The organism is Pseudomonas marginalis, assembly GCF_008692035.1.
In the GTDB taxonomy this organism is placed as follows: Bacteria; Pseudomonadota; Gammaproteobacteria; order Pseudomonadales; family Pseudomonadaceae; genus Aquipseudomonas; species Aquipseudomonas marginalis.
This window is the reverse complement of the sequence record NZ_VTFG01000002.1, coordinates 781,849-806,721: the sequence shown is the minus strand read 5'-3', so window position 1 is coordinate 806,721 and position 24,873 is coordinate 781,849. Positions and strand designations below refer to the sequence as shown.

Below are 24,873 nucleotides of genomic sequence, written 5' to 3'. Positions count from 1 at the left end.
AGCGGTAACCAAGAACGAATCCTCATCAGCGCAAGGCCCAACCCCTCGAAGCGCTCCAGAGACCATACACGCATCTACAGGAGTGGTATTGATTATGTCGTCGGCAGAGTTCTCTGATTCCGTAATCTTCAAGGCTCTTAATGAATTCAATCATGCTCATCCCAACCTTATGTCCCGTTCATTTACGTTGCCCATTGCAATGTATGGATTGCCTCAAGGGAGTTGGGTCTACTTACCGCCAAAGGACGACCAATGAAAAAACTGGTAATACCGGAACAACTGGTGGCACGCATCACCAAACTTGCAGAACCCGCTCCACGCCGCATTATCTTTAGAATCAAATCAGATAGCACCATCGACATCCAACACGTCCTTGGTAATTTCAAAACTACAGTAAGGCGCGTCTATGGCGAACAAGCTTACAAACTGGCTTGGTTTAACTGTTCGGATGGATCGCACGTTATCGCAATCGCTGGCAGTCGTCCTGTAATCGCTCATGTACCCCTGTTCTTGCTGAGCAATAATCGCTTGAGACTATTCACCATGGGTGAGGTGCTTTACGAGGGTGTCGGCTCTTCTGTGTTTAGTTCCACCCTGGATAAATTGCTTGAGGACTACTCGCCAACATTGGTTCGACACTCGTTCGGAGGTGGCCAATGAACGAAGAGGTCATTTCCCGTCTAACGGGTGTACTCCAATTTGATGTAAAGTTAGGGCCGCTCCTTGCATTTGAGGCAATGCTCAAGCGTACGCAAGCTCTCATGGTTAACATGATGAAAACGGCGGACGACCTAAACAAGCGCCTGGATAAGAAGTTTGATATAGCTGCAAAGCGTCAAGCTAAGACGACAGCAGATGTCGCAGCTGAAAGAAGCTTATTCAAACAACTTGCAACTGAGCAGAAGTTGTCCCGCCTACGGTATTCACAGTTTAGGGCTCAACTTGCTGAACAAAAACTAGTAGCCAATGGCAAGAGAGAAGATTCATTCCTGCAAAGCGCTGCCTTGAGACAGCAAGTAACTGCCGCCGTGCTGTCAGCCAAACAACACAAGGCCGAGCAGGAAAGTTTAAAAGTTGATCTTGGTAGAGCGAAGTTGCAAGCATCGGCGGAACAGTCTCGCGTCAGAGAGGCGCGCCTAGCTGACATTCTTCAACGACGCCAAGAGAGAACAGTTCAACTACAGCAACAGGCTGCGCTACATCAATCTAAGTTACAGCGCGCCGAGGCCGGATTACTTGCCGCCAGAGAGCGTGGAATTCGACTTGCCGAGCGTCATCAGCAATCCAAACTTGCCGCTGCTGCCCGTGAATCTCGCGCCCAAGTAAGTCAGGACATGAAGGCTAAGAGGTTCGACTTTGCAGCAGAGCGCCATGCCTCCTGGCAGGCCAAGCAAGCCGAGCCGCAAGGCATGGGCTTAGGTGGGTTTACTGTTGGGCTTGGGACTGCTGGAGCGGCCTTGTACGCGCTCTCAGAGGCAGCTGGATACCTGGGCGAGCGTGTCAAACAACGCCAAGAAGCAACAGCCGATAATCAGCAGTTTGATAACACTCTGATGGCGGCAGGCAATAACGATAAAGAGCGCGCCCGAATCAAAGAGGCATATATTCAAAACTCCCAAGAATTTGGGATGAAAATTGATCGCGAATCGGCTGTGGCCTATTCGAACATGGTTCAAGGTTTTCGTGCTCAGGGCAAAACTCTGGAAGAAGCTATCCAACTACAGAAAGATCAAGCCGCTGTATTTCGTATCGGTAACTTGGATAAGGCACAGCAGTATTCTGCCGCGCTTCAACTCAATCAAGGGTATTCCAAGGACCGTTTCTTAGGTCAGGATCTTCGCCCTTTAACAGATGCACTTGGTACGCGTCTAACCACGATCTTATATCAGGCGATTGGTAAAGCTCTTGGTTACAAGGGCGACGTTAACAAGTTGGCTGGCTTCGTGTTGGAAGCTCAACATGATGGGAAGGTTAATGGCGCGATGGTTCAGCAAGGTATGCGAGATATTGTTGCTCAATCACCGGAACTACTTGAGCGTCATAAGCATTCGCTGGATGCCCAAGCTGTAAGGGTTGAAAACGATAAGTACCTACAATCTGAAAAAACAAACGCTGACCCTACGTTGATTGCCGCTCTTGGCGAAAGACTCACCGCTGAGCGAGAACTGATTGAGTCTACCAACTACCTACAGGTGGCTCTGCGAAACTTCGACTTGGGATTGGTGAAGGTTGAGACGCATATGCTACGAATGTTTGCCGGTAAAAATGCAGATGGATCTGACAAGTCAGAGCAGCAGAAGCTCCAAGATCGAATGTCTACAAGTGATGTCGCAGTCGATACAAATATGGTAGGTGTTGGCGACTACAGCAAGATTGACGCAGGAACACAACACCAAGGTGGGTGGATTGGTGAGTTGTACAACAAGTTGTTCAGCGTGAAGGACTACAGGGCAAGCACTCCTGAGAGTCGTGATACTTGGAAGGATGTCGGTTTTGATCAGGAGCATGCACCATGGTCTATAACGCCTCCCGCGCTAGATCTATCGAGATTGAACACTAAGGGACTGCCTGACTTCAATAAGCATCTTGAACAGTTACTTAGTCAATCTGACCCAAGTAATGCTGTCGCCAGACTCGCCGCTGGGGCTGCTGCTACTGCAAGTCGTGCTGCACCTGGGTCACGTGGTGAATGGGTTTCTGATGAGCCACCCGTAAGGGGTGGGGGTGGAACAGTTGTAAACAACACTACCAATGCCACCAACACTACACCAACTTCCGTGACAAATAACGTCACTGTGAATGTCAAAACAGACGCTGATGCAAACGAAATTGCGAAAGTAGTCACTGACAAGATCTTTGGCGAATACCTGCCGAAAGAAACTAAATAAGCCTATCGCAAGATAGGCTCTCTCCCTAAAGGTTAACCATGTTGTCAGAATACAGACTCATCAAATGGATGTTGGGCGTTCTTATGCTCGCATCACTTATAACTTTCGGAACTACGTGTTACAGCATTCGCCAAAATGAAACAGCGTATGCAGCGTTTGCCGAAAGAGCTACGCATGCAGCCCAGGAGCGAGAGACACAACTCGCTGCCAAGCTTGATGCAAACATTCAGCGCCAGATTATGGGTGTCCGAGAGAACTTTATTACGTGGCAAGTCGATCAAGTAGCCCAGGCTCGGAAACTTGCCGCCCTTGAAGTTGCAATCCAGCTAAGACAAGCACAGCTACTCAACAAGGAGTTAAAACAATGAACCAAGTTTACCATGATGCAAATGCGGCAATGCATGCCGCGTACGAACTTTCAAGGAGGCTCCACAAGCCCGTATGGCGTCATACAGGCGTCGATAGTCGTGGCGCCTCAGTTTGGGTTGTCTCACTTGAGAAAGACGCTGCAATCGCCCTAGGGGGAGTTTCTAGCCCAGCTCCATACAGCAACTTGTATAGCGCGATACAACTTGACAAAACAGGGTAATCTGGCGTATAGTCGCCAACTTTCCAGCAAACCAATACCGAGCGTTCTCGACTTGCCCCAGTGCAACGTCAGGCGGCGGTTTCGTGCTGCCTGGGATTCTTGTTAGTGGCTCACATAGGGCACGGTGCCCCCTGTACATAGGGCAATTTGCCCCCTGTGACATAGGGCGTGCTGCCCCCTTAGTAAGATAGATCATAACAAGAAAGAAAATAATAAGACTGATGCAGTCCCAGCACCCTTCGGGATTCTTGCAAGGTAAAGCAGAAGAGCTTTCTGATTGCTCAATCATATGAATTGATCGTGCAAGGATCTTCAATCAGCGGTGCTAGCACCCTAGTTAAGTTAGATAGAATCCACATGGGGCATCCTGCCCTCTGTGAAGTTTTACCGTGCAAGGAGAAAATGAAATGAACATTCAATTCCGGCAACACAGTCGTGACTGGCTCAAGGCTGGCAACGGCAATGGTGGTCCAAGTGCAGCAGCTCGCGTTGCTCACATGATCGAAATGATAGTCCTCTTCCGAACTGGGGCTATGGAAGAATCCAAGTTCCTAGAACATATCAAGAACCTTTAAGAATACATACGAGGAATACGATGACCGAGACATTTTGCAAGCTTACACACGAAATCATGAAGGCAACACACTGGACCAGCAGAACCACTGGCGAACAATTTAAGCTCACTGGTGATCAGAAGATTATGTGGGCATGGATGGAGAAGAGATACATCTTCTTTAGATCCATCGGCAAGGATTGGTTTGATAACCAAGAGGACATTGCAGCAGCAACTGGATGTGATCCGAGTACAGTTAAACGATTTATTGCCAAACTAATTCAGCATGGGTATATCGAAGTGCAACGGCAGAAAGGAAGAGGGTTCATTCGCTCTAACAACTATAAGATCTTGGCTCCACTTCAAGTATGTACCAGCAAGGTATCTACAAGCTCTTCTAGGGTGATTGGCGAGGTTGCTTTCCCTGCTGTAGTGGATAGCTATAGCGTTCCTGCAATCGCCTCTCAGGAGCTTGCAGGCGATATGGTTCCTGTGTTTGAAGATATACCTCTTGAGGCATACATAGATACACCGTCACAAGCTCCTGTAGTCGTGCATAAGCGATTGCAGCTGTTCGGGGATACATTGGATGAGGTGCCAGATGTTGCTGCCCCTGCAATCAGGCAAGGGGCTACAGTCGAGTATGTTGGCGATCCTTTGCCTTGGGACTAATCAGCTCTTCGTGCTATCGATGGCGAAGTTGGTGAACGCTGAACAGCAGATGAGCATGAACCTAGCATCTGCTTGAGTTAGTTCGGAGTTTTCCATCAGTGCATGACGTATACCATCAGAGTCGTTGGTATATCCATATAAAGAAGAAAATGCTTTCTTCAAAGCAGGGTGCAGTTTGTGGCTCTTCTCGAGTACTTTTAAAGCGCCGTCAAGGGTTGCAGAGGGGTTGCCCACCAAGTGCTTGGCAAGGGACTCAACAGCGCTAATGCTTTCCTTGATTGAGTTTCTATAGTCAGGGTTCAGCTTGTCCGTCAGAAACCCGAGTGCTGTTTGTATATGGGTTCTGACACCCGTATATTGATCGGATATTGCAATTGCGCGTTCGACTTCTTCTATTTCATCTTGCGATGTGATTGGTGTGATCTTGCCTGCTACGAAGCGATAGGCTGAGTTTTCCCTCTCCAATATCTGGTTACAGGTTTTTATAAAAAAATCAGCCCTTACTGTTTGTCCCGGCTTGTACTCGGGGGCATGTTGTGGTGTAAATTCAATAAATGCGTAAACCCTGTCCCAAGTGCAACTGAAAAAACTTTCACGAACCTTGGCAAGGAATTTATTCCAATGGGTATCAATAGTGTCGATGGATTTTTTATAATGAAGAGAGTATAGCTTTCTTGAGTAGCTATGAAAGTTTGATCCATTTACATAGTCGTACATTCGGCTTGCTGAGGTATATTGGCTCCAATACGTTTCGATTAGGGCATTCCATAACGATATACGTAAATCCATATCCATATCATCTACTTGAATTAACTTGGACTCTGGTATCAATCCCATTCGCTGTGAGAAATCCATTACCACCTCGCTCATGCCCTATTCAAGAATGCTCCGTTGATTGCATCCTTTCTCGCGCCATTATCCATGGTGGCGATGTAGCGGCATACCCCCACCGGATACCTCCCCTGAAACCTCAAATAACCCCCTGAAAACCTCCTCAGGGTTACATATATAGTCGTTAGCTATTGGTTGATTCTTATTGATAGTTGTGATTGATGCCCTCTACAGCCCAGTGTTTCCGTTGGGTATGTCGGAAACGGACAAGCTGAACCCTGTGATAACTCAGGGTCAAACCGATTTCCAGCTTTCAGAACGCACTAAACGCGTCCAAATGGCGAAATTCAGCAGAGCGGCTACACCCAGCCCCACCCAGCGCCGAGGTGGTCTACGATCCTTGCACCACAACCGAGGATGCCTCTCATGGATGACCTGAACGAAGTGACCGCCGATGCCTTGGAGTTGCTTGTGCTGAATCAGAACGCTCTGGGCGCTGCCATCGAAGAGTTGAGCAACTGGGTACGGGGTCAGGGCGGGATAGAGACTCACGCCAACATCGTTGGCGCCCTGGAGACGCTCGACACGAGCAATGAAGGCATCGCCAGCATGATCAGGGTGCTACGTAGGTAGGCCAGCCTTAAAACTCGTTTCATCTCGGCTTTGCTAACCCGCTTCCTTGAACTAGCCTCGATATGATCGCTGTGTGGCGACGTGCCATTAAGGAGGGGACTCATGGTCAACAAACGCGGTAGAGATTCGGGGAGTGGGCAGTTCATTCCTATCGAGGAGGCGAAGCGCCGTCCGAAGACAACAACAGTAGAGGTGATTCCTCCGCCCCAGAAGCCCCCAGGTGGCGGCAAGAAGAAAAAGTAGCCCTGGTGCGGGAGGGCAATGCCTCCCGTTCCTCCTGCTAATTGACAGAATAGTATTGTGTAAATTAGCCAAGCCTTTAAATCCGTTGCTTTTGTCCAATGAGTCATGATCTAATTAACACATATAGCCGATATTGCATGGAGTGTTAATTAGAATGAACATCGTAGAGGCGGTAAAGACGGAGGGTGAGGCGGAGGTGATCGCTCGCAAGCTGACCAAGAACGCCAGGGGTAACTCTTTGTATGCGGACATCTGGCGGTTCGGCGTTAACACTGCCCTCAGGATCAGCGATTTACTCAGCCTCGCCTTTGAGGATGTTGCTGGCGATAAGCTCGTGATCAAGGAGTCCAAGACCGGTAAGACTCGACAGATCGACCTGAACAGTTCAGCTAAGCGGATTGTCGCAGAACGCAGGCAGGCACACCCCGACCACACCTTCCTGTTTCAAGTGGACTCCAATCGGGCCAAAGGTAAGGCTGTGAGTCGTGTAGCCGTGGCAGGTGCCTTCAAGGCTGTAGGTGATGAGCTTGGTATCCAGCTCGGCACGCATTCAATGCGGAAGACTCGTGGTTGGCTGATGTACAGCGGTGGTGTGTCCATCGAGAAGATTTGCCGGGTGCTGAACCACAGCAGTCCTGCCGTCACCATGGCCTACATTGGCATCACTCAAGCCGAGGTTGATGCGACGTACCACGAGTTTGTGTTCTGACGGTCTACTAACTACACCCAATGCCCGCCTTGAGCGGGTTTTTTTGTGGCTGATGACACCCACAGCACCACGCTCTGCGCCCGCCAGAAGCAAGCTCAGTGGCACCCAAGTACGTCTTATTTATAGATCACGACAGTTTCCAGTGTCTGACGGTGCACGCTGCTAAGCAGCTCAGACAGGTATCCATCCCCCAGCTTATTTTTCCTGGCTGACACCTTGCCCCCCCCCATCGAGTTGCGATGTCGCTGGCGGCGCGGGGTGGGTGTGCTGGGAGTCTGTCAGCCTATTTGCAGGAGTATGCACTCCTCAGTGCATCGGCGGTTAGAACTGATGCATTTTGATGTAGGTCCGAAGGATGGTCATTTAGGTATTTAAGGACGACTCTAACGGCTTGGCCGTATGGGATGCCTTGACTTGGGTAGCAAATCTTTTCTTTGGGGGGTAATGAGTCGTCTACGATTGTTAGAGTATCCATGACGCCAGAGACTAGTCCCAGGCAACTCCCTGCCGCGTAGAGGTTCCTGGCTTTCAGTCCGTCCATGCTTCTGACTACATCTGAACAACCTTTAACTAAGTCATTTCCGTCAGATGCTAACGCGTGCCCACACCCTAAGGTTGCTACCATTACAATCGCTGATGCGGTTCCGGCTTTCATGGCTGCTCCCAGTCGATGAGTGGTCTGGCGATACTACTCATTGGAATAGCCACATGCCATCACGAAAGGGTGCCGATAGAGTTGTTACCGTAGGAAGCCACCGACTCTCACGCCGGTGGCTTGTTCTATCTCCTACAGGTCAAGTGCGTATTGGAACGGCAGACTGCGGAAATGCTGACGCACGTGTTCCCATCGCCCAAACCTCCAGCGTGGGTAGTCGTGAACGAAAACACTTTTGGAGCGTTGAATCGACGAGCGGTTACGATGACGTCTAGTCATAGTAGGTCGAGCCTCTAGAGAGATTGCTGTGGTGCAATCCTCTGGGCGTGGCAACGTACACTCAAAGTGTTGTTGACGTGAGAGTCACGCTGTTGGCTTAATAACCGCCTGCCCAGATTCATGCGTTTTTCGAAACGTTCGTATCGGGGGTGGTGCGGGTGGATCACGTTCTGTCGCCAAACTTCGCGTGACCACTCGCAAGCTTTCCCTTCTACAAGACCTATTCTTGGTCTTCCAGCTATCAAAATCCCTACATGTAGGGTTTTTTTTTGCCGTGGCTACAAGATAATGCGTTTTGGGGGGCTTAGCAACGCACTACCTGTGGGTAACATTGTGGAAAAAATGTGTATAAAACGTGGAACACCCGTGTAGGGCGCAGCTCTCATAGTGTCAACCGTTTGTCAAAATATGCTCGGTTGTCGGATGGGTGGTGGCTTTTTGACGTTTGGTTGGCTGGCAATCAGCCATTGTCTACTTTGCTGGCTACAACATGTTCCCAGTTGAAAAGCGCTCGCACTAAAGACGTTGGCCCCTGGACATCACCCATTTCTCTGATTTGCTCAAGCCGCACTCTCTGGTCTTGAGTTATCTCGCCATGCATCACTTGCTTGTCGAGAATGTTGCTATCTACGGACCTGATCGTGAGTGCAGCTTCCCGGTGGTAGATCAGGAAGGAGACATTGCCTTCAATACTGACCGCGTAGCATTCGTTCGTCCGTTCCAGCTTCGTAACGCCGATACGCACACCTAGCCGCTTGACTAGATTGTTTGCTGCTGCACGCCCTTCGTAGCTTGTCAGGTCGAGCCTTTCAAAGAAGTCCGACTTACTCACCACCTGATCAGTAGCAAGGTTTTGGGCGAGAGCTTCACGTTCAGCGTTGAGCGCTTCCAGGCCTATTTCGATTTGCTGCAACAGCTTCGCGGTGATCCTGCTGGGAAATTCTTGGTGTGAGGATTCTGCGTTGGCTTGCTTGGCCCTCAGCTCCTCAACCCGTCCGTCCATCACCTGTATCTTCTGGGTTAGGCTTCCTGAGCTTGAGCGCACTAGGGACAGGCTATCGATCTTGGCTAAAACTTCTTGGAACACCAGCTCCGAGCGTTCAGCCCCAACCACGCCGGAATCACACATGCCTTTTTGCTTGTTGGCGCACTTGAAATACTTCCGGTTCTTGAAGCCTTGTAGGTGCATGGCCCCACCGCATTTCTGGCAGAAGAAAATCCCTGCCAGTACGTTGAAGTTCTTGGTCACCTTTGTGACCTTGTGCAACCTTCGGGATGCTCTGGCAGCAGCAGCTAGGTAGAACTGCTCCTCAGTAACCACGGGCGGAAAATAGCTCTTGATCGGTTCGCCGTCTGGAGTACGTACTCCGTCTATAAAGGTGTGCGGTTGATACTCGCCTAGAGTCGTGCGGCTTTCGAGGATGTGCCGGATCGTGCTGAACCCCCAAAGGCCACTGGAGTTTTTCCGGTCCGCTGAGAATGTGGGTATGCCGTCTTGGTTGAGAGTGGCAGCGATTACACGAGAGCCATAGCCCTTGGCAGATAAGTCAAAGATCCGCTGCACTACCTGGGCATGATCTGGATTCAACACATACCCGTCTGGCGTCAGGTCAAGCCATAACGGTCTGAGCTTACCCAGCGGTTTGCCTGTCTCGCGTGCTTCCTTGTGTTTGTTCTGCCATGCGGATGAGACGCGGCTGCCCTTGGTGGCGCTTTCTTCGTGGGCACGGCTCATAGTGATGATCGAAACGATCAGGTCTATCTCGTTGTAGTCGCTGGTGTAGAGGCGCCTGTCCGTGCTGGTGTAGACATTGATCCCTTTTGCCAGCAGATCGAGGAAGCGGGGTAGGGCATCACGTACACGCTCACGGGAGAGGCGGTCTAGCGACTCGATTACCAAGATGCTGCCCGTTGGTACGGTCCCGTCCTCTACGAATGCAAGGAATCGCGCCAGCTCGCCAGTGTCGTCTAGGTGTCTTCCTTTATATGCAGACCGGCCCGCATCGAAGAACAGATAGTCCTTCGGGTCTGCCAGCTCGTACCCATGTTCGTCGGCGAACGCCTTGGCTGATTTGAGTTGGCGGGCCTTGCTATCGCCTGTTGACTGCTTAGCACTGCTGAACCTGACGTAGCTGAAAACCTTGGGCATGGTGCTTCCTACAGAACCGGATTGGTATGTAGGTAATTGTGGCAGCACTTCTTGAATTTTTGCCCACTGCCGCACAGGCACGCATCGTTGCGTCCGGTTTTCACTTCCACCGTGGGGTCGATGAAGTACCAGCGCCCTTCATTCTGTACGAAAGAAGACTGCTCGCGGTGGCTATGTTCGCCGGTGCTGTCATGCCAGCGTGCGGTGAAGGTCACGAAGGCGTGTTCCGGCTGGCCGCCGAACACTTCGGAGCTTTCAACCTCCAGGCCTAGCCAGGTGCTCTGGGCGCTCCAGGCGGCGATGGCCTCACGGTCCAGGCCAGCCTGTTGCGCGGGCAAAGTGGTGGCGACCAGATAGTCCACCAGGCCCAGCACATAGGCGCTGTAGCGTGAACGCATCAGGGCGCTGGCGCAGGGTGCCGGGTGCCCGGCGTGATAATGGCCGCAGCAGGCATCCAGCAGGTTGCCACTGCCGCAGGGGCAAATGGATGTACTCATTAATTACCACCAATACTTTCCGAAGTTTTCCGGGTTGGCCCAGAAACGGGCGTTGAGCCAGTCCGGCACCTGTTTATAGTCAAGCAGATCGTAGGTAAACAGCGTCAGCACCTGCTCATCGCGCTGGAAACGCTCGCCGGCCTGCAGCGCCAGGGAGAAGAAGTCGGTTTCCTTCCAGCCGCAGGCGCCCAGGTCCACCAGCACCGCAATGCGGCTGGCGTTGAGGTTGCGGATGCCGCCGAGCAAGGTCAGGCCTTGGGGTTTTGGCAGGTGCTCGAGGCAATCGACCACCAGCGCCAGGTCAAACCGTTGGGCCGCCAGTGCTTGCGGCAATGGCCCTGGCGCGGCGCAGAACACCTGGGTGTCAGGGTGTGCGTCCTTAAAGGCGTCCAGCGCCGGGAACTGGCTGGCACCCAACAGCAACAGGCGTTTGGGCTGGTGCAGATCGAGCAAGGCGGCCAGCGCTTGCTGGGGAGTACGGGCAGAAATACCAGCGGTCATCAGAGATCCTCACATCAGGACCCTAGAGACTAGCGCGGCTGAGCGTGCGGGCCTAGAGCGGGTGGCTGCGAAAAGTCCTACGTGGGCGACGATCCCCAATGAATACGGGGGGCTTGGCGTAGTGGCGCAGTTGAAAAGAGCGGTCTTTACTCCACCCATCGGCCCCCGCCGATCCCCTCAGGAGAAAGTCAGATGAGCATCATGCGGACAGCTCTACCCTTGGTTCTGCTAACCGGAGTATTGACAGGTTGCGCAGGCTTGCAAAAAACCGATTGGCCTACCTGTGCCGCTGTCGGCGGTGTGACCGGTGCAGCGATCGGTGCGACTGAAAGCTCGGCCTACGCAGGCTATGGCGCGTTGCTGGTCGGCGGCATGGCCGGCGCCTATTGCTGGGTGCACGGCGATGGCGACGAAGATGGCGATGGCGTGCCGGACAGCCGCGACAAGTGCCCGGGCACCCCGAAAGGCGTGCAGGTTGACGCCAATGGTTGCCCACCGGCACCGCCGGCGGCGGTGGTCGAGGAGGTGGTCGTGGTCAAGGAAGAAACCATCGTGATCCGCGATGTGCACTTCCAGTTCGACTCGGCCAAGTTGACGGCGGCGGATAAAACCAAACTTGACACCATTGCCACGCGCCTGAAACAGGAAGCCCCGAGCGCCCAGCTACGGGTCAGTGGTCACACCGACAGCGTCGGTAAAGACGCCTACAACCAGAAACTCTCGGAAAAACGTGCCCATTCGGTCACCGATTACCTGATCGGCGCCGGGGTGCCCCGCAGTGCCTTTGTATCTGTCACCGGGGCGGGCGAAAGCCATCCGGTCGCCGACAACAAGACCGCTGAAGGCCGCGCCCTGAACCGCCGCACGGAAATCCAGATCAACCGCTGACAGCCCTTGCCCCTGTGGGATCCACAGGGGCATTGCCGGCCACCCTCGCTTGAACCGCTCCCTCTCAAGTTTTTTGAACCTTCACTGGCAAATCGCCTGTAGAAGTCGTTACTGTGCGTCCAAAGAAAAATTTGAAAACATTCAGGAGCCCCATGATGCGTAAGGTTTTTCTGTTGGCCCTGTTGGTCAGCCCCGTTGCCCTGGCCCAAAGCGTCAGTGTCGAAACCAACTCATTGATGCGCCTTCCCTCCAGCACCAGCGTGTTGCAACTGGAGCGCCTGGACGTGGCGGACTACGGCACGTTGCTGATTCCGGCCACCATCAGCCAGGTCACGGTGGATGAACTGCACCTGGGCCGCGACGCACGCATCGCAATTGTTCCTGGCAATACGGCGCTGCAATTGCAGGTGCGGCATGCACAACTTGAGCAGGGCAGCCAGATCACCTCGCGCGGTGCTCCCGGCACCCATGAAAAACCGGCCAAGGCCGGGCGTGACCTGACCTTGCGCATCAACTCGCTGACGGCTGAAGAACTCTCGGTGGATGCCCGTGGCGGCGCCGGTGCCCAAGGGTATGCCGGGCTGGATGGCGCCAATGGCGTGGATCCTGGGTGCACCTGGGGCTCGGCGGGGCGCGGTTTCAATGGCGATAACGGCGGCGATGGCCTGCCGGGTGGGGCGGGTGCACAGGTTCGCGTGGAATTGCCGAAGGACTTCCCGGCTGAACACATCAAGGTCTGGGTGGATGGCGGTGCTGGAGGTTTGGCCGGCACGGCCGGCAAGCCGGGCAAAGGCGGGGAGTCCAAAGGCTGCCTGGTGTACCGCGCCGATGGTGGCGAGAAGGGCCGCCCAGGGTTGGAAGGGCAGCCGGGGCCATCTGGGCCTGCGGGTACCGTGACTATTCAGCGGCTCTAAGTTCTAAAGAGCTGCAAGCTTCGAGCTTGCAGCTTGTGACTGTACTCAGAACATCGGCCGAGCCGATGCAATCGCCACCACCACCAACCCCACGATCAGGTTGATCCCCACCAGCTTGCGAATCTGCCCCAGTGCAGCCGCACCCGCCGGCCAATCCTCAGCCGCCACCGCCGCCTTCAGTTGCGGAAACTTCAGCGCCTGGATACGGATAAACAACGCCGTCATCACCAGATACAAACCCATCATCACCTGCACATAGCGCGGTGCGCTTTCAAACCCGCTGAAGCGCAGGTGCAGCAGGCCGACGCCGCTGATCGGCAAAACCAGCACTGCCACCCATACCCACACGAAAAAACGTTGAAACACATTGGCCCACAGCTTGAGTCGGGCAGGGCCCTCAAGGGCCGCCACAGCGGCTGGGCGCAGGATCATCCAGGCGAAAAACATGCCGCCGACCCAGATCAGGGCGGCCAATACATGCAGGGTGTAAACGAGGCTAAACGCGGTCATTGTGGTACTCCGTTCTGCGCGGGATTAATTAGCGGGGTATGATAGCGGCCGATCCGAACCACTGAAAATTTATCCAGCGTTTTTTGCGCCCGACTATCCATGATCAGCACTGAACTCAAAACCACGATCCAGGGCGCCTACACGCGTTTTCTCGAAGCCAAGAGCTTGAAACCGCGCTACGGCCAACGCCTGATGATCGCCGAAGTGGCCAAGGTCCTCGGGGATATCGACACCGATGACGAAGGCCGCCGCGAAGGTGAGCCCGCCGTCGTGGCCGTCGAAGCCGGTACCGGTACCGGCAAGACCGTGGCCTACAGCCTGGCTGCGATCCCGACCGCCAAGGCCGCCGGCAAGCGCCTGGTGATCGCCACTGCCACCGTCGCCCTGCAGGAGCAGATCGTCTACAAAGACCTGCCCGACCTGATGCGCAACAGCGGCCTGAACTTCACCTTCGCCCTGGCCAAGGGCCGTGGCCGCTACATGTGCCTGTCCAAGCTCGACGTGCTGCTGCAGGAAGGCCACGCGCAAACCGCCACGGCGTCGCTGTTCGAGGAAGAAGGCTTCAAGATCGAGGTGGATGAGGTCAGCCAGAAGCTGTTTACCAGCATGATCGAAAAACTGGCCGGCAATAAATGGGACGGCGACCGCGACAGCTGGCCCACCGCCCTCGAAGATGCCGACTGGGCACGCCTGACCACCGACCACAGCCAGTGCACCAACCGCCATTGCCCCAACTTCGGCCAGTGCGCCTTCTACAAGGCCCGCGAAGGCATGGGCAAGGTCGACGTGATCGTTACCAACCACGATATGGTCCTGGCCGACCTGGCCCTGGGCGGCGGTGCCGTGTTGCCGGACCCGCGTGACACCCTTTACGTGTTCGACGAAGGCCATCACCTGCCCGACAAGGCTATCGGCCACTTCGCCCACTACACGCGCCTGCGTTCCACCGCCGACTGGCTGGAAACCACCGCGAAGAACCTGACCAAATTGCTCGCCCAGCACCCGCTGCCCGGCGATCTGGGCAAGTTGATCGAGCAGGTGCCGGAGCTGGCGCGGGAGATCAAGACCCAGCAACAGTTCATGTTCAGCGCCTGCGAGCAGGTGGCCGACTTCAAGCCCGGTGAAGATGTGGAAGGCCGTGAGCGCCCGCGCCACCGCTTTGTCGGTGGGATGATCCCCGAGCATATGCGCGAAATGGGCATCGAACTGAAGAAAGGCTTTTCCCGTCTTACCGACCTGTTCACCCGCCTGACTGACTTGCTCAAGGAAGGCATGGACGGTGAGGTCAACATCGGCATCGCCAGCAACCAGGCCGAGGAATGGTATCCGCTGTTCGGCAGCCTGTTGTCCCGTTCCCAGGGCAACTGGGAGCTGTGGACGGCCTTTACCGTCGAAGACCCCGAAGACAACCCGCCCATGGCCCGCTGGCTGACCCTGTCGGAAAGCGGTGCGTTGTTTGATATCGAGGTCAACGCCAGCCCGATCCTCGCCGCCGAGATGCTGCGCCGCAACCTGTGGAACGTGGCGTACGGCTGCCTGGTGACCTCGGCCACGCTGACTGCCCTGGGCACCTTCGACCGCTTCCGCATGCGCGCGGGGCTGCCGAAAAAGGCCGTCACGGCGGTGGTGCCAAGCCCGTTCCATCATGCCGACGCCGGTGTACTGCGGGTGCCCGATCTCAAGGCCGACCCACGGGATGCACCGGCGCACACCGCGGCGATCATTCGCGACCTGCCCTCCCTGGTGGAAGGTTCGCGCGGCACCCTGGTGTTGTTCTCGTCGCGCAAGCAGATGCAGGACGTGTTCGACGGCCTCGACCGCGACTGGCGCAAGCAGGTGTTTATCCAGGGCAACCTGTCCAAGCAGGAAACCCTGAACAAGCACAAGGCGCGGGTCGATGGCGGGGATTCCAGCGTGCTGTTCGGCCTGGCGAGTTTTGCCGAAGGCGTGGACTTGCCCGGTGCCTACTGCGAACACGTGGTGATCGCCAAGATCCCGTTCTCGGTGCCGGATGATCCGGTCGAGGCCGCATTGGCCGAATGGATCGAAGCGCGGGGCGGTAACCCGTTCATGGAGATCTCGGTGCCGGATGCTTCCTTGAAGCTGGTGCAGGCCTGCGGTCGCTTGCTGCGTACCGAGGAAGACCGGGGCACCATCACCTTGCTCGACCGCCGCCTGGTGACCCAGCGCTACGGCAAGGCGATCCTGAATGCGTTGCCGCCGTTCCGGCGCGAAATTTCTTAAGCCATCGTGGGCGAATTCGCCCACTTCGTGGTCTATCTCACTGCTATCGATTTATGTCATCAGGCTATTTACCGGCCGTTTGGGAGAACCTTGTTCGTATGATTCGCACGCTGCCCGCCCTTTTTGCCCTGCTGTTCACTGCGCCCTTGATGGCCGCGCCCGCGGGGCAACAGACATTGTTCAACTTCGTCCGGCCTGCCGATGTGGTCAAGGTGGCGACCCAGGACGCCAGCCTGCCGCAATACAACGCCGAACAAACCCCCGAAGGCGAGGTGTTGCGTCGCATCACCTTCAACCCGGCCGCCGAGCCGAGCCTGGTGCTCAGCCCACAGGCCGGTGCCTGGGACTGGTCGCAGTCCGGCGCCATGAGCCTGCGTATCCAGAGTGCCATGGACTGGGCGCTGACCCTCTACGTCAAGGTGCAGAGCAGCGATGGCAAGACCCTGGTCAGCCGCATCGACCTGCCGGCCGGCCCCGCCCAGACCTTGCTGGTCCCGCTGCAAGCCAGCTCGCCGTTGAGCCAGGGCATGAAGGCCGGCCCGCCGATGCCGATCACCGTGGATGGCCAGCGCGTGTTGCTGGCCAGCAGTGCTGGCGAGATCGACCGTAGCCAGGTGGTCTCGGTGACCCTGTCGATGATCAAGCCCAACGCCGCGCAAAGCATCCTGCTGGAGCGCTTTGGTGTGCAGGACAGTGAGCCGGTGCTGAAGGCGGCCTACAGCGAACTGGTGGATACCTATGGTCAGTCCACCCGTGCGCGCTGGCCGGAAAAGGTCAGCAGCGACGAACAGCTCAAGGCGGCTGCGGCAAAGGAACAAACCCAACTGCAGGGCTGGCTGGCCGCGCGTGATAAATCCGCATTGGACACGTTCGGCGGCTGGAACAAAGGGCCGGCGTTCAAGGCCAGTGGCTTTTTCCGCACCGAAAAGCGCGACGGTCGCTGGTACCTGGTGACTCCGGAAGGCCATCCGTTCTATTCCCTGGGTGTCAATACCGTGGCCCCGGACAACAGCCAGACCTACGTGGCCGGTCGTGAGTGGATGTTCGCGGCGCTGCCAAAGGCCGGCGAACCCTTCGACAAGTACTACGGCAGCGGCGATAACCGCACCGGCAATGGTGCGGGCGAAGGTCGTGGCTTCGCTGCCGGGCGTTGGTACGATTTCTACGGCGCCAACCTGCAGCGCACTTATGGCGGCGAAGGGTTCGACCAGAAACGCTGGGTGACCCATACCCTCGATCGCCTGCAAGCCTGGGGTTTCAACACCGTCGGCAACTGGAGCGACGGCGCGTTGGCCACTGCCGATCGAGTGCCGTACACCTTGCCGCTGTCGATCGTCGGCGACTACGCCAGTATCAGCACCGGCACCGACTGGTGGGGCGGCATGCCCGATCCGTTCGATCCGCGTTTCGCCATGGCGACCGAGCGCGCGGTGGCCATTGCCGCCCGCGACCACCGCGACGACCCCTGGCTGATCGGCTTCTTTGCCGACAACGAACTGGCCTGGGCCGGCCCCGGCGATGATCCGAAATCCCGCTACGCCCTGGCCTACGGCACCTTGCGCATGACCACCGACGTACCGGCCAAGCGCGCGTTTCTCAAGCAATTGCGTGACAAGTATCGCAACGAGCAAGGCCTGTCGAAAGCCTGGGGCATCGAGTTGGCGGGGTGGGAGCTGATGGAAGATCCGGGCTTCGAACCGCCGATGCCCAACCCTGAACACCCGGAAATCGAAGCTGACTTCAAATACTTCCAGAAGACCTTCGCCGATGCCTACTTCAAGACCATCTCCGACTCGCTGAAATGGCACGCCCCCAACCAACTGCTGCTGGGCGGGCGTTATGCGGTGAGTACGCCGGAGGCCGTGGCGTCGTGCGCGCAGTATTGCGATGTGCTGAGTTTCAACATGTACACGCTCAAACCCCAGGACGGCTATGACTTTGCCGCGCTTCGTGCACTGGACAAGCCGGTGTTGATCACTGAATTCAACTTCGGCTCTGCGGACCGTGGCCCGTTCTGGGGCGGCGTGACCCAGTTGGCCAGGGAAGAAGAGCGTGGCGTGGCATATGCCAACTTCCTCAAGCAAGCCATGGCCGAGCCGTCCATTGTCGGTGTGCATTGGTTCCAGTACCTGGACCAGCCGGTGACCGGCCGGTTGCTGGACGGTGAAAACGGCCACTTCGGCCTGGTGGGTATCACTGACGTACCGTTCCAGGGGTTTGTCGACAGTGTGCGTAAAAGCAACCTGGCGGCGGTGGATCAACTGGGCAAGGAAGCGGAAAAGGCCAAGGCCGCCAGCACGGTTCATGAAAGCGAAGGCAGCAAACCTGGACGTGAGGGCAAAGGCCCGGGGCAGGGCGCCGGACACGCCGGTGGGCATTCGGGAAATGGTCATTGATTCATTGTTGACGGGTTCACAAATCCCACAATGGCTGGAACAATGTCGGCCACTTTTTACGGTGTTTTCCTAGGGGGCTTAGGTGCAGGTTCAGGGTCATTACGAGCTCCAGTTCGAAGCGGTGCGTGAAGGGTTCGCCGCGTTGTTCGATGACCCGCAGGAGCGTGGCGCCGGGCTCTGCATCCAGGTCGGCGGCGAAACCGTCGTTGACCTGTGGGCCGGTACCGCCGACAAGGACGGTACCGAGGCCTGGCACAGCGACACCATCGTTAACCTGTTTTCCTGCACCAAGACCTTCACCGCTGTCACGGCCCTGCAACTGGTGGCCGAGGGCAAGTTGCAATTGGACGCGCCAGTGGCCAGGTACTGGCCTGAGTTCGCTGCTGCCGGCAAGGAAAACATTACGCTGCGCCAGTTGCTCTGCCATCAGGCCGGGTTGCCGGCCATCCGCGAGATGCTGCCCACCGAAGCCTTGTACGACTGGCAATTGATGGTCGACACCCTGGCAGCCGAAGCCCCCTGGTGGACGCCGGGCCAGGGCCATGGCTACGAGGCGATCACCTACGGTTGGCTGGTCGGCGAATTGCTGCGCCGCGCCGATGGGCGTGGGCCGGGTGAGTCCATTGTGGCGCGGGTGGCACGGCCGCTGGGGCTGGACTTCCACGTGGGCCTGGCCGACGAAGAGTTTTATCGTGTTGCACATATAGCGCGCAGCAAAGGCAATATGGGCGATGAAGCCGCGCAGCGTTTACTGCAAGTAATGATGCGCGAGCCCACCGCGATGACGACGCGGGCATTTGCCAACCCACCGTCTATTCTCACCAGTACTAATAAACCTGAATGGCGACGCATGCAGCAGCCGGCGGCAAATGGTCACGGTAATGCGCGTAGTCTGGCGGGTTTTTATAGTGGTTTGTTGGACGGTAGTTTGCTGGAAGCCGACATGCTCGAAGAATTGACCCGTGAACACAGTATCGGGCCGGATAAAACATTATTGACACAAACCCGCTTCGGGCTGGGCTGCATGTTGGATCAACCACAGTTGCCCAATGCTACATTTGGCCTTGGCGCCCGTGCGTTCGGGCATCCAGGCGCCGGCGGCTCGGTGGGTTTTGCCGATCCTGAGCATGATGTAGCGTTTGGTTTCGTGACTAATACATTGGGGCCTTATGTACTTATGGACCCGCGGGCACAGAAGTTGGTCGGAATATTGGCCGGTTGTCTGTAAACCCCTTGCTGTTTCACATTTTTTTGTTACAAAGGCAACTATAAGAAGGCGCTGAACGAAATGATGTAACTTTAATGTTCTGTAAGCGTCTGTTTAACGGGTCATCGAGACCCCCGTTTCTTTTCTCATTTTGTGGATATCTCATGTTATCGAACAAGTCCTTGGCACTGGCGCTTTGCCTCACTATTACCGGTTGCGCACAAACTCCACAAAATGATGCCGAGGGTGGGCATTGGTGGTCATTTGGATCGGATAAGGCCACGACCAAGGACGCAGTGACCCAAACCGACGCCAAGCCGGATGCCAAGCCCGCTGCCGGCGCCAAGCCTGCCGCACCTGTAGCCGCTGCTGCTGCGCCTGTCGCCTCCGCGCCAGCGCCGGCCGCCAAGGCTGACACCGGTTCCAGCTGGTGGCCGTTCTCCTCCAAGAGCGCCGACGAGAAGGCCGCTGATGCCAAGGCTGACCTGAAAGCCGACCTCAAGGCCGCGACCCCGGCTCCAGACGCCGCGCCTGCCGTCGCCAAGACCGACAGCGAAACCCACTGGTGGTGGCCGTTCGAAAGCAAACCCAAGCCATTGGCCAAGGTCGACGTGACCAATGTGCCGATGCCTGACCCGAAAATCACCCAGGCCTGGTTGGACGACTATGAGCCGCGCCTGCGCGCCGCCATCAAGGACAGCAACCTGCAGCTGGAACGTCGCGATAACGTACTCGTGGTGATTGCTCCGGTAGACGGCTCCTACAACCCGAAACGCCCGGCGATGCTGCTGCCGGTTACCCTGGGGCCGTTCACTCGCGTCGCCAAGGCGGTTGAAGCCGATCCAAAAACCGCTGTGCTGGTGCTGGGCCACGTGGATGCCACCGGTACCGCGCCAGCCAGCCAGGCGTTGACCAAGGAGCGTGCGCAGTCCATCGCCTCGATCTTCAGCCTCAGCGGCCTGAAACAGGACCGCCTGATGCTGCGTGGCATGGGTGACCTGATGCCACGTGCCGCCAACGACAGCACCCAGGGCCGCGCGCTGAACCGCCGCATGGAAATCATGTTCACCCAGCGCACGACCATGCTGGCGCTGTTGAGCAAGTATCAATCGGGCAAGACCCCGCCTGTAGCCGAAATGGTTGCGGTGCAGAACGTTCCAGCCCCGGCCCCGGCCGCCAAGACCCCGGCTAAAAAGGCACCCGCAGCTAAAAAGGCGGCTGCCAAGCCCGCGGCTAAAAAAGCCCCGGCCAAGCCCGCTGCGAAGAAACCGGCCCCGGCCAAAGCCAAGGCTGCTGCACCGGCTGCGAATGACCAGGCGAAAAACTGATCCGCTGAACCACAAGGATAAAGCCGCATGACCCAGGCACTGGCCGATATGCGCCGTGACTACACACGGGACGGTTTGAGCGAGGCCCAGGCCCCGAACGAGCCGTTTGCGTTGTTCCACCAGTGGTTTGCCGATGCGGTGAAAACCGAGCAGCCACCGGTGGAAGCCAATGCCATGACCCTGGCTACGGTCGACCAGGACGGTCGCCCGCACTGCCGCATCCTGCTGCTCAAGGGCCTGGATGCGCAGGGCTTTACCTTCTTCACCAACTATCAGAGCGCCAAGGGCGAACAGCTCGCGGCGCGGCCGTTTGCGGCCATGACGTTCTTCTGGCCGACCCTGGAGCGCCAGGTGCGTATTGAAGGGCGGGTGGTCAAGGTCACGCCTGAGGAGTCCGACGCTTATTATCAGGTCCGCCCCCTGGGCAGTCGTTTAGGCGCCTGGGCCTCCCCGCAGAGCCAGGTCATTCGTGACCGTGAAGAACTGCAGGACCTGCTCAAGGCCACCGAACAGCGTTTCAGCGATACCCAGCCCGACTGCCCCGAGCATTGGGGTGGCTATCGCCTGCTGCCGGAGCGCATCGAGTTCTGGCAAGGCCGCGCCAGCCGCCTGCATGACCGCCTGAACTACCGCCTGCAAGGGACCGAATGGACCCGCGAGCGCCTGGCGCCCTGAGCGGCACCTTTCGTCACCCCACTGGAATGATATCGATCACACCGAAGTCTCTGTTGAAGAGGCTTCGGCTGTGTAGTGCTGTGCGGCGTTCTTCAGCCACTGCGGCAACTCGCTTCGCTTGATCTTCGAGATCCGTGCCTGCTCCAGTTGTTGCAGCATAAAGGCACGCTTGTGCAGGTCGTCGCCTGCGAGGGACAGTGCCAGGTCGCGGTCTATCCAGCGTCTGATCCGCAGGTACAGCCAGCCGTGGAAGTACAGGCCGGCGACGGTAGTGACTACAATGATGAAATAGTCCATGAAGTTCCTGGTTACGATGAGAGTGCTACCGTTGGTCGGTATTTTGGCTACGGGCAGTCTGTACTGAGGCTGAATGAAAGCAATTTCCTGCCGGGCTTGTCGTGACAGGCGTCAAGCTGCAGCGTCTAATGAATACCTGTCCTTTGGAGTTGATGCTATGCGTAAGTCCGTTTTACTGGTTGCCTGCTTTACCACGCTGTCGTTGCTGCTGGGTGGCTGCGCCTCGAGTCTGACCGGCGACTCGTACTCCCGTGACGAAGCGCGTCGTGTACAGACCGTTCGCATGGGCACCATTGAATCCCTGCGTCCGGTAAAAATCGAAGGCACCAAGACCCCAATCGGCGGCGCTGCCGGCGCGGTCATCGGTGGTGTTGGCGGCAGCGCCATCGGCGGTGGCCGTGGCAGTATCGTGACTGCCGTGATAGGCGCCGTTGCCGGCGGCCTGCTGGGCTCGGCTACCGAAGAAGGCCTGACCCGCACCCAGGGCGTGGAAATCACCGTTCGCGAAGACGACGGCAGCATGCGTGCCTACGTGCAAGCCGTGCAGGAAAATGAAATCTTCCGCATCGGTGATCGCGTCCGCATCATGACCGTTGATGGCACCAGCCGCGTTACTCGCTGACCGGTAAGCCGCAGGCAAAAGAAAAACCCCAACCGGGTGACCGGTTGGGGTTTTTTATGGGCTGCGTTTCAGTCGGCTCAGGCTTTTTTGCGACTCGCTATCGCCGTCACCCCATACCCAATACACGCTGCGAGTATCGACCCGGTCAGGATCCCCATTCGATCCTCCCCGGCAAACTCACTGGCACCCGGCACAAACGCCAGGGAGCCGACGAACAGGCTCATGGTGAAGCCGATGCCACACAGGATCGCCACGCCGAAGACCTGGCCCCAGTTGGCGCCGCTGGGCAGCGCGGCAAGGCCGGTCTTGATGGCCAGCCAGGTGAGGCCGAACACGCCGACGGTCTTGCCGATCAGCAGGCCGGCGGCAATGCCCATGGGCACGTGGTGGGTGAAGCTTTCCAGGCTGACCCCGGTGAGTGACACCCCGGCGTTGGCGAAGGCGAACAGCGGCAGGATGCCGTAGGCCACCCACGGATGCAGGGCGTGTTCCAGCGTCAGCAGCGGCGAGGGCTCGGCATTCCTGGTGCGCATCGGGATGCAGAACGCCAGGGTCACGCCGGCCAGGGTGGCGTGCACGCCGCTCTTGAGTACGCACACCCACAGGATCAGGCCGATGATCAGGTAGGGACCGAGCTTGATCACGCCCAGGCGGTTCATTGCAATCAAGGCGACCAGGCAGGCGCCCGCGGCGGCCAGGGCTGCACCGGACAGGTCGGCGGAATAGAACACGGCAATAACAATGATCGCGCCCAGGTCGTCGATGATGGCCAGGGTCATCAGGAACAGCTTCAACGATACCGGCACCCGTTTGCCCAGCAATGCCAGGACGCCCAACGCGAAGGCGATGTCGGTGGCCATCGGGATTGCCCAGCCGGAGAGGGCGGCGGGGTAGTCCTTGTTGATTGCCCAGTAGATCAGCGCCGGCACCACCATGCCGCCGATGGCGGCTGCGCCGGGCAGCACCACTTGCGAAGGCTTGGACAGGTGGCCGTCAAGCAGCTCGCGCTTGACCTCCAGGCCGATCAGCAGGAAGAACAGGGCCATCAGGCCATCGTTGATCCACAGCAGCGCGGGCTTGGCGATTTGCAGTGCGCCAATCTGGGCCACCACCGGCACGTCGAGAAACGCGCCATACAGGTGCGACAACGGAGAGTTGTTGATGATCAGCGCCAAGGCGGCAGCGGCGATCAACAACAGGCCGCTGGCGGCTTCCAGCTGGAAGAAACGGGTAAAAGTGCTACGCAGAGGCAAGGGATGCTCTCCAATCCAGGTTCAATAGGTGGGTACCCTAACCCGTACCGTTAGTTGTTAAAACAAAAGTTATATTCTTATTTGTTATAAGGGATGGGGTAGGGTGGCGTAGCGCCAAAGCCTAGCAATTGTGTGTCCAATTGAGTCGTCACTGTATCTGTGTGCAGTGTAGGAAACATCCTAAGATCGGTACTGAAATCCTTAGAGTTCTTCCTTATGAGCGACCACCGTCCCTGGGCCCGCGAAGCCATTCGCATCATCGAAGCGGACTTCCAACGCAGTGCTGACACGCATCTGATTCCGTTACCGCTGCCGGGCCTGCCGGGCATCGAGTTGTACTTCAAGGATGAATCCAGCCACCCCACCGGCAGCCTGAAGCATCGGCTGGCCCGTTCGCTGTTCCTGTACGCGCTGTGCAATGGCTGGCTCAAGCCAGGCGCGCCGGTCATTGAAGCATCCAGCGGCTCGACGGCGATTTCCGAAGCGTATTTTGCCCGGCTGCTCGGGGTGCCGTTCATTGCGGTGATGCCCGCCACGACATCCCAGGAAAAGATCGCGCAGATTGCCTTCTACGGCGGCAAAAGCCATCTGGTACAGGATCCCACGCAGATCTACGCCGAGTCCGAACGCCTGGCCCAGGAAAGCGGCGGTCATTTCATGGATCAGTTCACTTATGCCGAGCGTGCCACCGACTGGCGGGCGAACAACAACATCGCCGAGTCGATCTTCCAACAGATGCGCTTTGAGCGGCACCCGGAACCGAGCTGGTTGATTTCCAGCCCCGGTACCGGCGGCACCACCGCCACCCTGGGTCGTTATGTGCGTTATCGCCAGCACTGCACCCGCGTGTTGTGTGCCGACGCCGAGCGCTCGGTGTTTTTCGATTTCTACCAGAGCGGTGACGCCAGCCTGCGCCTGGACTGTGGTTCGCGAATCGAAGGCATTGGCCGGCCACGGGTCGAGGCGTCGTTTTTGCCCAAGGTGATTGATGCGATGGTCAAGGTGCCGGATGCACTGTCGCTGGCGGCCATGCATTACCTGGCTGAGCGCCTGGGGCGGCGAGTCGGCGGTTCCAGCGGGACTAACCTGATTGGCGCATTAATGGCGGCGCAGCAGATGAAAGCGGCAGGGGAGTCAGGTTCGATCGTGGCGATCTTGTGTGATGGGGGCGAGCGGTATGCCACCACCTATTACGACCAGGCGTGGTTGGCGGGGCAGGGCTATGCGCTCGAGGGGTTGATCGCGGCCGTGGCCGCCAGTGTGGAGCAGGGTGAACCATTGCCCGCCAGCATCCTGCGCGCGAATATCTGACCCGATGCAAACCAAATGAGGGAGGGGGC

General features: G+C 57.2%; 24 protein-coding genes. 16 read left to right on the top strand and 8 right to left on the bottom strand.

The features are described from left to right. The first annotated feature begins 252 nt into the window (after positions 1 to 252). The 5 genes from FX984_RS23795 (at position 253) to FX984_RS23780 (ending at position 4,702) form a co-directional block, all read left to right on the top strand. Positions 253 to 660: a hypothetical protein gene (locus FX984_RS23795; RefSeq protein WP_146475814.1), complete on the top strand. Its 408-nt coding sequence runs from the start codon at positions 253 to 255 to the stop codon at positions 658 to 660. Beyond that, a complete protein-coding gene (locus FX984_RS23790; protein WP_146475813.1) occupies positions 657 to 2,888 on the top strand; it encodes a coiled-coil domain-containing protein in 2,232 nt (743 codons plus the stop codon). The genes FX984_RS23795 and FX984_RS23790 overlap by 4 nt, the downstream gene beginning before the upstream one ends. A 38-nt stretch (positions 2,889 to 2,926) precedes the next feature. Next, positions 2,927 to 3,256, top strand: coding sequence for a hypothetical protein (locus FX984_RS23785; RefSeq protein WP_146475812.1), 330 nt, complete (start codon positions 2,927 to 2,929; stop codon positions 3,254 to 3,256). 628 nt (positions 3,257 to 3,884) lie between these two features. Next, the gene (locus FX984_RS32530) at positions 3,885 to 4,052 is read left to right on the top strand and encodes a hypothetical protein (RefSeq protein ID WP_186511821.1); all 168 of its coding nucleotides are present in this window, start codon (positions 3,885 to 3,887) and stop codon (positions 4,050 to 4,052) included. Between the two features lie 20 nt (positions 4,053 to 4,072). Continuing rightward, the gene (locus tag FX984_RS23780; RefSeq protein ID WP_146475811.1) at positions 4,073 to 4,702 is read left to right on the top strand and encodes a DUF6945 domain-containing protein; all 630 of its coding nucleotides are present in this window, start codon (positions 4,073 to 4,075) and stop codon (positions 4,700 to 4,702) included. Here FX984_RS23780 and FX984_RS23775 read toward each other — a convergent pair whose 3' ends face one another. Beyond that, positions 4,703 to 5,572: an AbiJ-NTD4 domain-containing protein gene (locus FX984_RS23775; protein ID WP_222435066.1), complete on the bottom strand. Its 870-nt coding sequence runs from the start codon at positions 5,570 to 5,572 to the stop codon at positions 4,703 to 4,705. 387 nt (positions 5,573 to 5,959) lie between these two features. On the opposite strand from FX984_RS23775, the gene FX984_RS23770 reads away from it, so the two are divergent. Next, positions 5,960 to 6,166, top strand: a complete 207-nt coding sequence (locus FX984_RS23770) for a hypothetical protein (RefSeq protein ID WP_186511819.1) — start codon at positions 5,960 to 5,962, stop codon at positions 6,164 to 6,166. Between the two features lie 397 nt (positions 6,167 to 6,563). Beyond that, positions 6,564 to 7,118 carry a tyrosine-type recombinase/integrase gene (locus FX984_RS23765; RefSeq protein WP_146475809.1) on the top strand — a complete coding sequence of 185 codons (555 nt, stop codon included), beginning with the start codon at positions 6,564 to 6,566 and terminating at the stop codon, positions 7,116 to 7,118. A 283-nt stretch (positions 7,119 to 7,401) separates the two neighbouring features. On the opposite strand, the gene FX984_RS33265 is transcribed toward FX984_RS23765, so the two are convergent. The 4 genes from FX984_RS33265 to FX984_RS23750 form a co-directional block, all read right to left on the bottom strand. Next, positions 7,402 to 7,743 carry a Rap1a/Tai family immunity protein gene (locus FX984_RS33265; RefSeq protein ID WP_223841671.1) on the bottom strand — a complete coding sequence of 114 codons (342 nt, stop codon included), beginning with the start codon at positions 7,741 to 7,743 and terminating at the stop codon, positions 7,402 to 7,404. A gap of 769 nt (positions 7,744 to 8,512) precedes the next feature. Next, on the bottom strand, positions 8,513 to 10,201 hold the full coding sequence (locus tag FX984_RS23760; protein WP_146475808.1) for a recombinase family protein: 1,689 nt from the start codon (positions 10,199 to 10,201) through the stop codon (positions 8,513 to 8,515). Positions 10,202 to 10,209: 8 nt separating this feature from the next. Further along, complete coding sequence (locus FX984_RS23755; protein ID WP_146475807.1) at positions 10,210 to 10,698, bottom strand: YchJ family protein; 489 nt, start codon at positions 10,696 to 10,698, stop codon at positions 10,210 to 10,212. Between the two features lie 3 nt (positions 10,699 to 10,701). Beyond that, positions 10,702 to 11,199, bottom strand: coding sequence for a DUF6231 family protein (locus FX984_RS23750; RefSeq protein WP_027604444.1), 498 nt, complete (start codon positions 11,197 to 11,199; stop codon positions 10,702 to 10,704). 192 nt (positions 11,200 to 11,391) lie between these two features. On the opposite strand from FX984_RS23750, the gene FX984_RS23745 reads away from it, so the two are divergent. Together FX984_RS23745 and FX984_RS23740 are read left to right on the top strand one after the other, a co-directional pair. Beyond that, positions 11,392 to 12,087 carry a PA1041 family peptidoglycan-binding anchor lipoprotein gene (locus tag FX984_RS23745; RefSeq protein WP_027604443.1) on the top strand — a complete coding sequence of 232 codons (696 nt, stop codon included), beginning with the start codon at positions 11,392 to 11,394 and terminating at the stop codon, positions 12,085 to 12,087. 155 nt (positions 12,088 to 12,242) lie between these two features. After that, positions 12,243 to 13,001, top strand: coding sequence for a hypothetical protein (locus FX984_RS23740; RefSeq protein ID WP_027604442.1), 759 nt, complete (start codon positions 12,243 to 12,245; stop codon positions 12,999 to 13,001). 45 nt (positions 13,002 to 13,046) lie between these two features. Here the strand turns inward: FX984_RS23740 and FX984_RS23735 are convergent, their stop codons facing one another. Next, positions 13,047 to 13,511, bottom strand: a complete 465-nt coding sequence (locus FX984_RS23735; protein ID WP_027604441.1) for a CopD family protein — start codon at positions 13,509 to 13,511, stop codon at positions 13,047 to 13,049. 99 nt (positions 13,512 to 13,610) lie between these two features. Between FX984_RS23735 and dinG the strand changes: the two genes are divergently transcribed. The 5 genes from dinG to pdxH all read left to right on the top strand — a co-directional run bounded on the left by dinG (position 13,611) and on the right by pdxH (position 21,361). Next, on the top strand, positions 13,611 to 15,755 hold the full coding sequence (gene dinG / locus FX984_RS23730; RefSeq protein ID WP_027604440.1) for an ATP-dependent DNA helicase DinG: 2,145 nt from the start codon (positions 13,611 to 13,613) through the stop codon (positions 15,753 to 15,755). A 98-nt stretch (positions 15,756 to 15,853) separates the two neighbouring features. After that, the gene (locus tag FX984_RS23725) at positions 15,854 to 18,151 is read left to right on the top strand and encodes a beta-galactosidase (RefSeq protein WP_027604439.1); all 2,298 of its coding nucleotides are present in this window, start codon (positions 15,854 to 15,856) and stop codon (positions 18,149 to 18,151) included. Between the two features lie 82 nt (positions 18,152 to 18,233). Then, positions 18,234 to 19,379 (top strand): serine hydrolase domain-containing protein, encoded by a 1,146-nt coding sequence (locus FX984_RS23720; RefSeq protein ID WP_092356472.1) that lies wholly within the window; start codon positions 18,234 to 18,236, stop codon positions 19,377 to 19,379. A gap of 143 nt (positions 19,380 to 19,522) precedes the next feature. Next, positions 19,523 to 20,686: an OmpA family protein gene (locus FX984_RS23715; RefSeq protein ID WP_027604437.1), complete on the top strand. Its 1,164-nt coding sequence runs from the start codon at positions 19,523 to 19,525 to the stop codon at positions 20,684 to 20,686. A 27-nt stretch (positions 20,687 to 20,713) separates the two neighbouring features. Continuing rightward, positions 20,714 to 21,361, top strand: a complete 648-nt coding sequence (gene pdxH, locus FX984_RS23710; RefSeq protein WP_027604436.1) for a pyridoxamine 5'-phosphate oxidase — start codon at positions 20,714 to 20,716, stop codon at positions 21,359 to 21,361. Positions 21,362 to 21,397: 36 nt separating this feature from the next. On the opposite strand, the gene FX984_RS23705 is transcribed toward pdxH, so the two are convergent. Then, positions 21,398 to 21,658, bottom strand: coding sequence for a hypothetical protein (locus FX984_RS23705; RefSeq protein ID WP_027604435.1), 261 nt, complete (start codon positions 21,656 to 21,658; stop codon positions 21,398 to 21,400). A 157-nt stretch (positions 21,659 to 21,815) separates the two neighbouring features. On the opposite strand from FX984_RS23705, the gene FX984_RS23700 reads away from it, so the two are divergent. Then, complete coding sequence (locus FX984_RS23700) at positions 21,816 to 22,280, top strand: outer membrane lipoprotein (protein ID WP_003189251.1); 465 nt, start codon at positions 21,816 to 21,818, stop codon at positions 22,278 to 22,280. A 77-nt stretch (positions 22,281 to 22,357) separates the two neighbouring features. Here the strand turns inward: FX984_RS23700 and nhaA are convergent, their stop codons facing one another. Next, the gene (gene nhaA, locus FX984_RS23695; protein ID WP_146475806.1) at positions 22,358 to 23,533 is read right to left on the bottom strand and encodes a Na+/H+ antiporter NhaA; all 1,176 of its coding nucleotides are present in this window, start codon (positions 23,531 to 23,533) and stop codon (positions 22,358 to 22,360) included. 216 nt (positions 23,534 to 23,749) lie between these two features. On the opposite strand from nhaA, the gene FX984_RS23690 reads away from it, so the two are divergent. Further along, entirely contained in the window at positions 23,750 to 24,844 is a 1,095-nt protein-coding gene (locus tag FX984_RS23690) for a PLP-dependent cysteine synthase family protein (protein WP_027604433.1), read from the top strand. The last annotated feature ends 29 nt before the right edge of the window (positions 24,845 to 24,873 follow it).

Bases quoted from the DNA above. Each gene is read 5' to 3' on its own strand.
- FX984_RS23745 (WP_027604443.1), top strand. From the start codon at position 11,392: ATGAGCATCATGCGGACAGCTCTACCCTTGGTTCTGCTAACCGGAGTA.
- FX984_RS32530 (WP_186511821.1), top strand. From the start codon at position 3,885: ATGAACATTCAATTCCGGCAACACAGTCGTGACTGGCTCAAGGCTGGC.
- pdxH (WP_027604436.1), top strand. From the start codon at position 20,714: ATGACCCAGGCACTGGCCGATATGCGCCGTGACTACACACGGGACGGT.
- FX984_RS33265 (WP_223841671.1), bottom strand. From the start codon at position 7,743: ATGGTAGCAACCTTAGGGTGTGGGCACGCGTTAGCATCTGACGGAAAT.
- FX984_RS23725 (WP_027604439.1), top strand. From the start codon at position 15,854: ATGATTCGCACGCTGCCCGCCCTTTTTGCCCTGCTGTTCACTGCGCCC.
- dinG (WP_027604440.1), top strand. From the start codon at position 13,611: ATGATCAGCACTGAACTCAAAACCACGATCCAGGGCGCCTACACGCGT.
- FX984_RS23700 (WP_003189251.1), top strand. From the start codon at position 21,816: ATGCGTAAGTCCGTTTTACTGGTTGCCTGCTTTACCACGCTGTCGTTG.
- FX984_RS23765 (WP_146475809.1), top strand. From the start codon at position 6,564: ATGAACATCGTAGAGGCGGTAAAGACGGAGGGTGAGGCGGAGGTGATC.
- FX984_RS23750 (WP_027604444.1), bottom strand. From the start codon at position 11,199: ATGACCGCTGGTATTTCTGCCCGTACTCCCCAGCAAGCGCTGGCCGCC.
- FX984_RS23740 (WP_027604442.1), top strand. From the start codon at position 12,243: ATGCGTAAGGTTTTTCTGTTGGCCCTGTTGGTCAGCCCCGTTGCCCTG.
- FX984_RS23785 (WP_146475812.1), top strand. From the start codon at position 2,927: ATGTTGTCAGAATACAGACTCATCAAATGGATGTTGGGCGTTCTTATG.
- FX984_RS23760 (WP_146475808.1), bottom strand. From the start codon at position 10,201: ATGCCCAAGGTTTTCAGCTACGTCAGGTTCAGCAGTGCTAAGCAGTCA.
- FX984_RS23795 (WP_146475814.1), top strand. From the start codon at position 253: ATGAAAAAACTGGTAATACCGGAACAACTGGTGGCACGCATCACCAAA.
- FX984_RS23735 (WP_027604441.1), bottom strand. From the start codon at position 13,511: ATGACCGCGTTTAGCCTCGTTTACACCCTGCATGTATTGGCCGCCCTG.
- FX984_RS23705 (WP_027604435.1), bottom strand. From the start codon at position 21,658: ATGGACTATTTCATCATTGTAGTCACTACCGTCGCCGGCCTGTACTTC.
- FX984_RS23780 (WP_146475811.1), top strand. From the start codon at position 4,073: ATGACCGAGACATTTTGCAAGCTTACACACGAAATCATGAAGGCAACA.
- FX984_RS23770 (WP_186511819.1), top strand. From the start codon at position 5,960: ATGGATGACCTGAACGAAGTGACCGCCGATGCCTTGGAGTTGCTTGTG.
- FX984_RS23690 (WP_027604433.1), top strand. From the start codon at position 23,750: ATGAGCGACCACCGTCCCTGGGCCCGCGAAGCCATTCGCATCATCGAA.
- FX984_RS23790 (WP_146475813.1), top strand. From the start codon at position 657: ATGAACGAAGAGGTCATTTCCCGTCTAACGGGTGTACTCCAATTTGAT.
- FX984_RS23715 (WP_027604437.1), top strand. From the start codon at position 19,523: ATGTTATCGAACAAGTCCTTGGCACTGGCGCTTTGCCTCACTATTACC.
- FX984_RS23775 (WP_222435066.1), bottom strand. From the start codon at position 5,572: ATGAGCGAGGTGGTAATGGATTTCTCACAGCGAATGGGATTGATACCA.
- FX984_RS23755 (WP_146475807.1), bottom strand. From the start codon at position 10,698: ATGAGTACATCCATTTGCCCCTGCGGCAGTGGCAACCTGCTGGATGCC.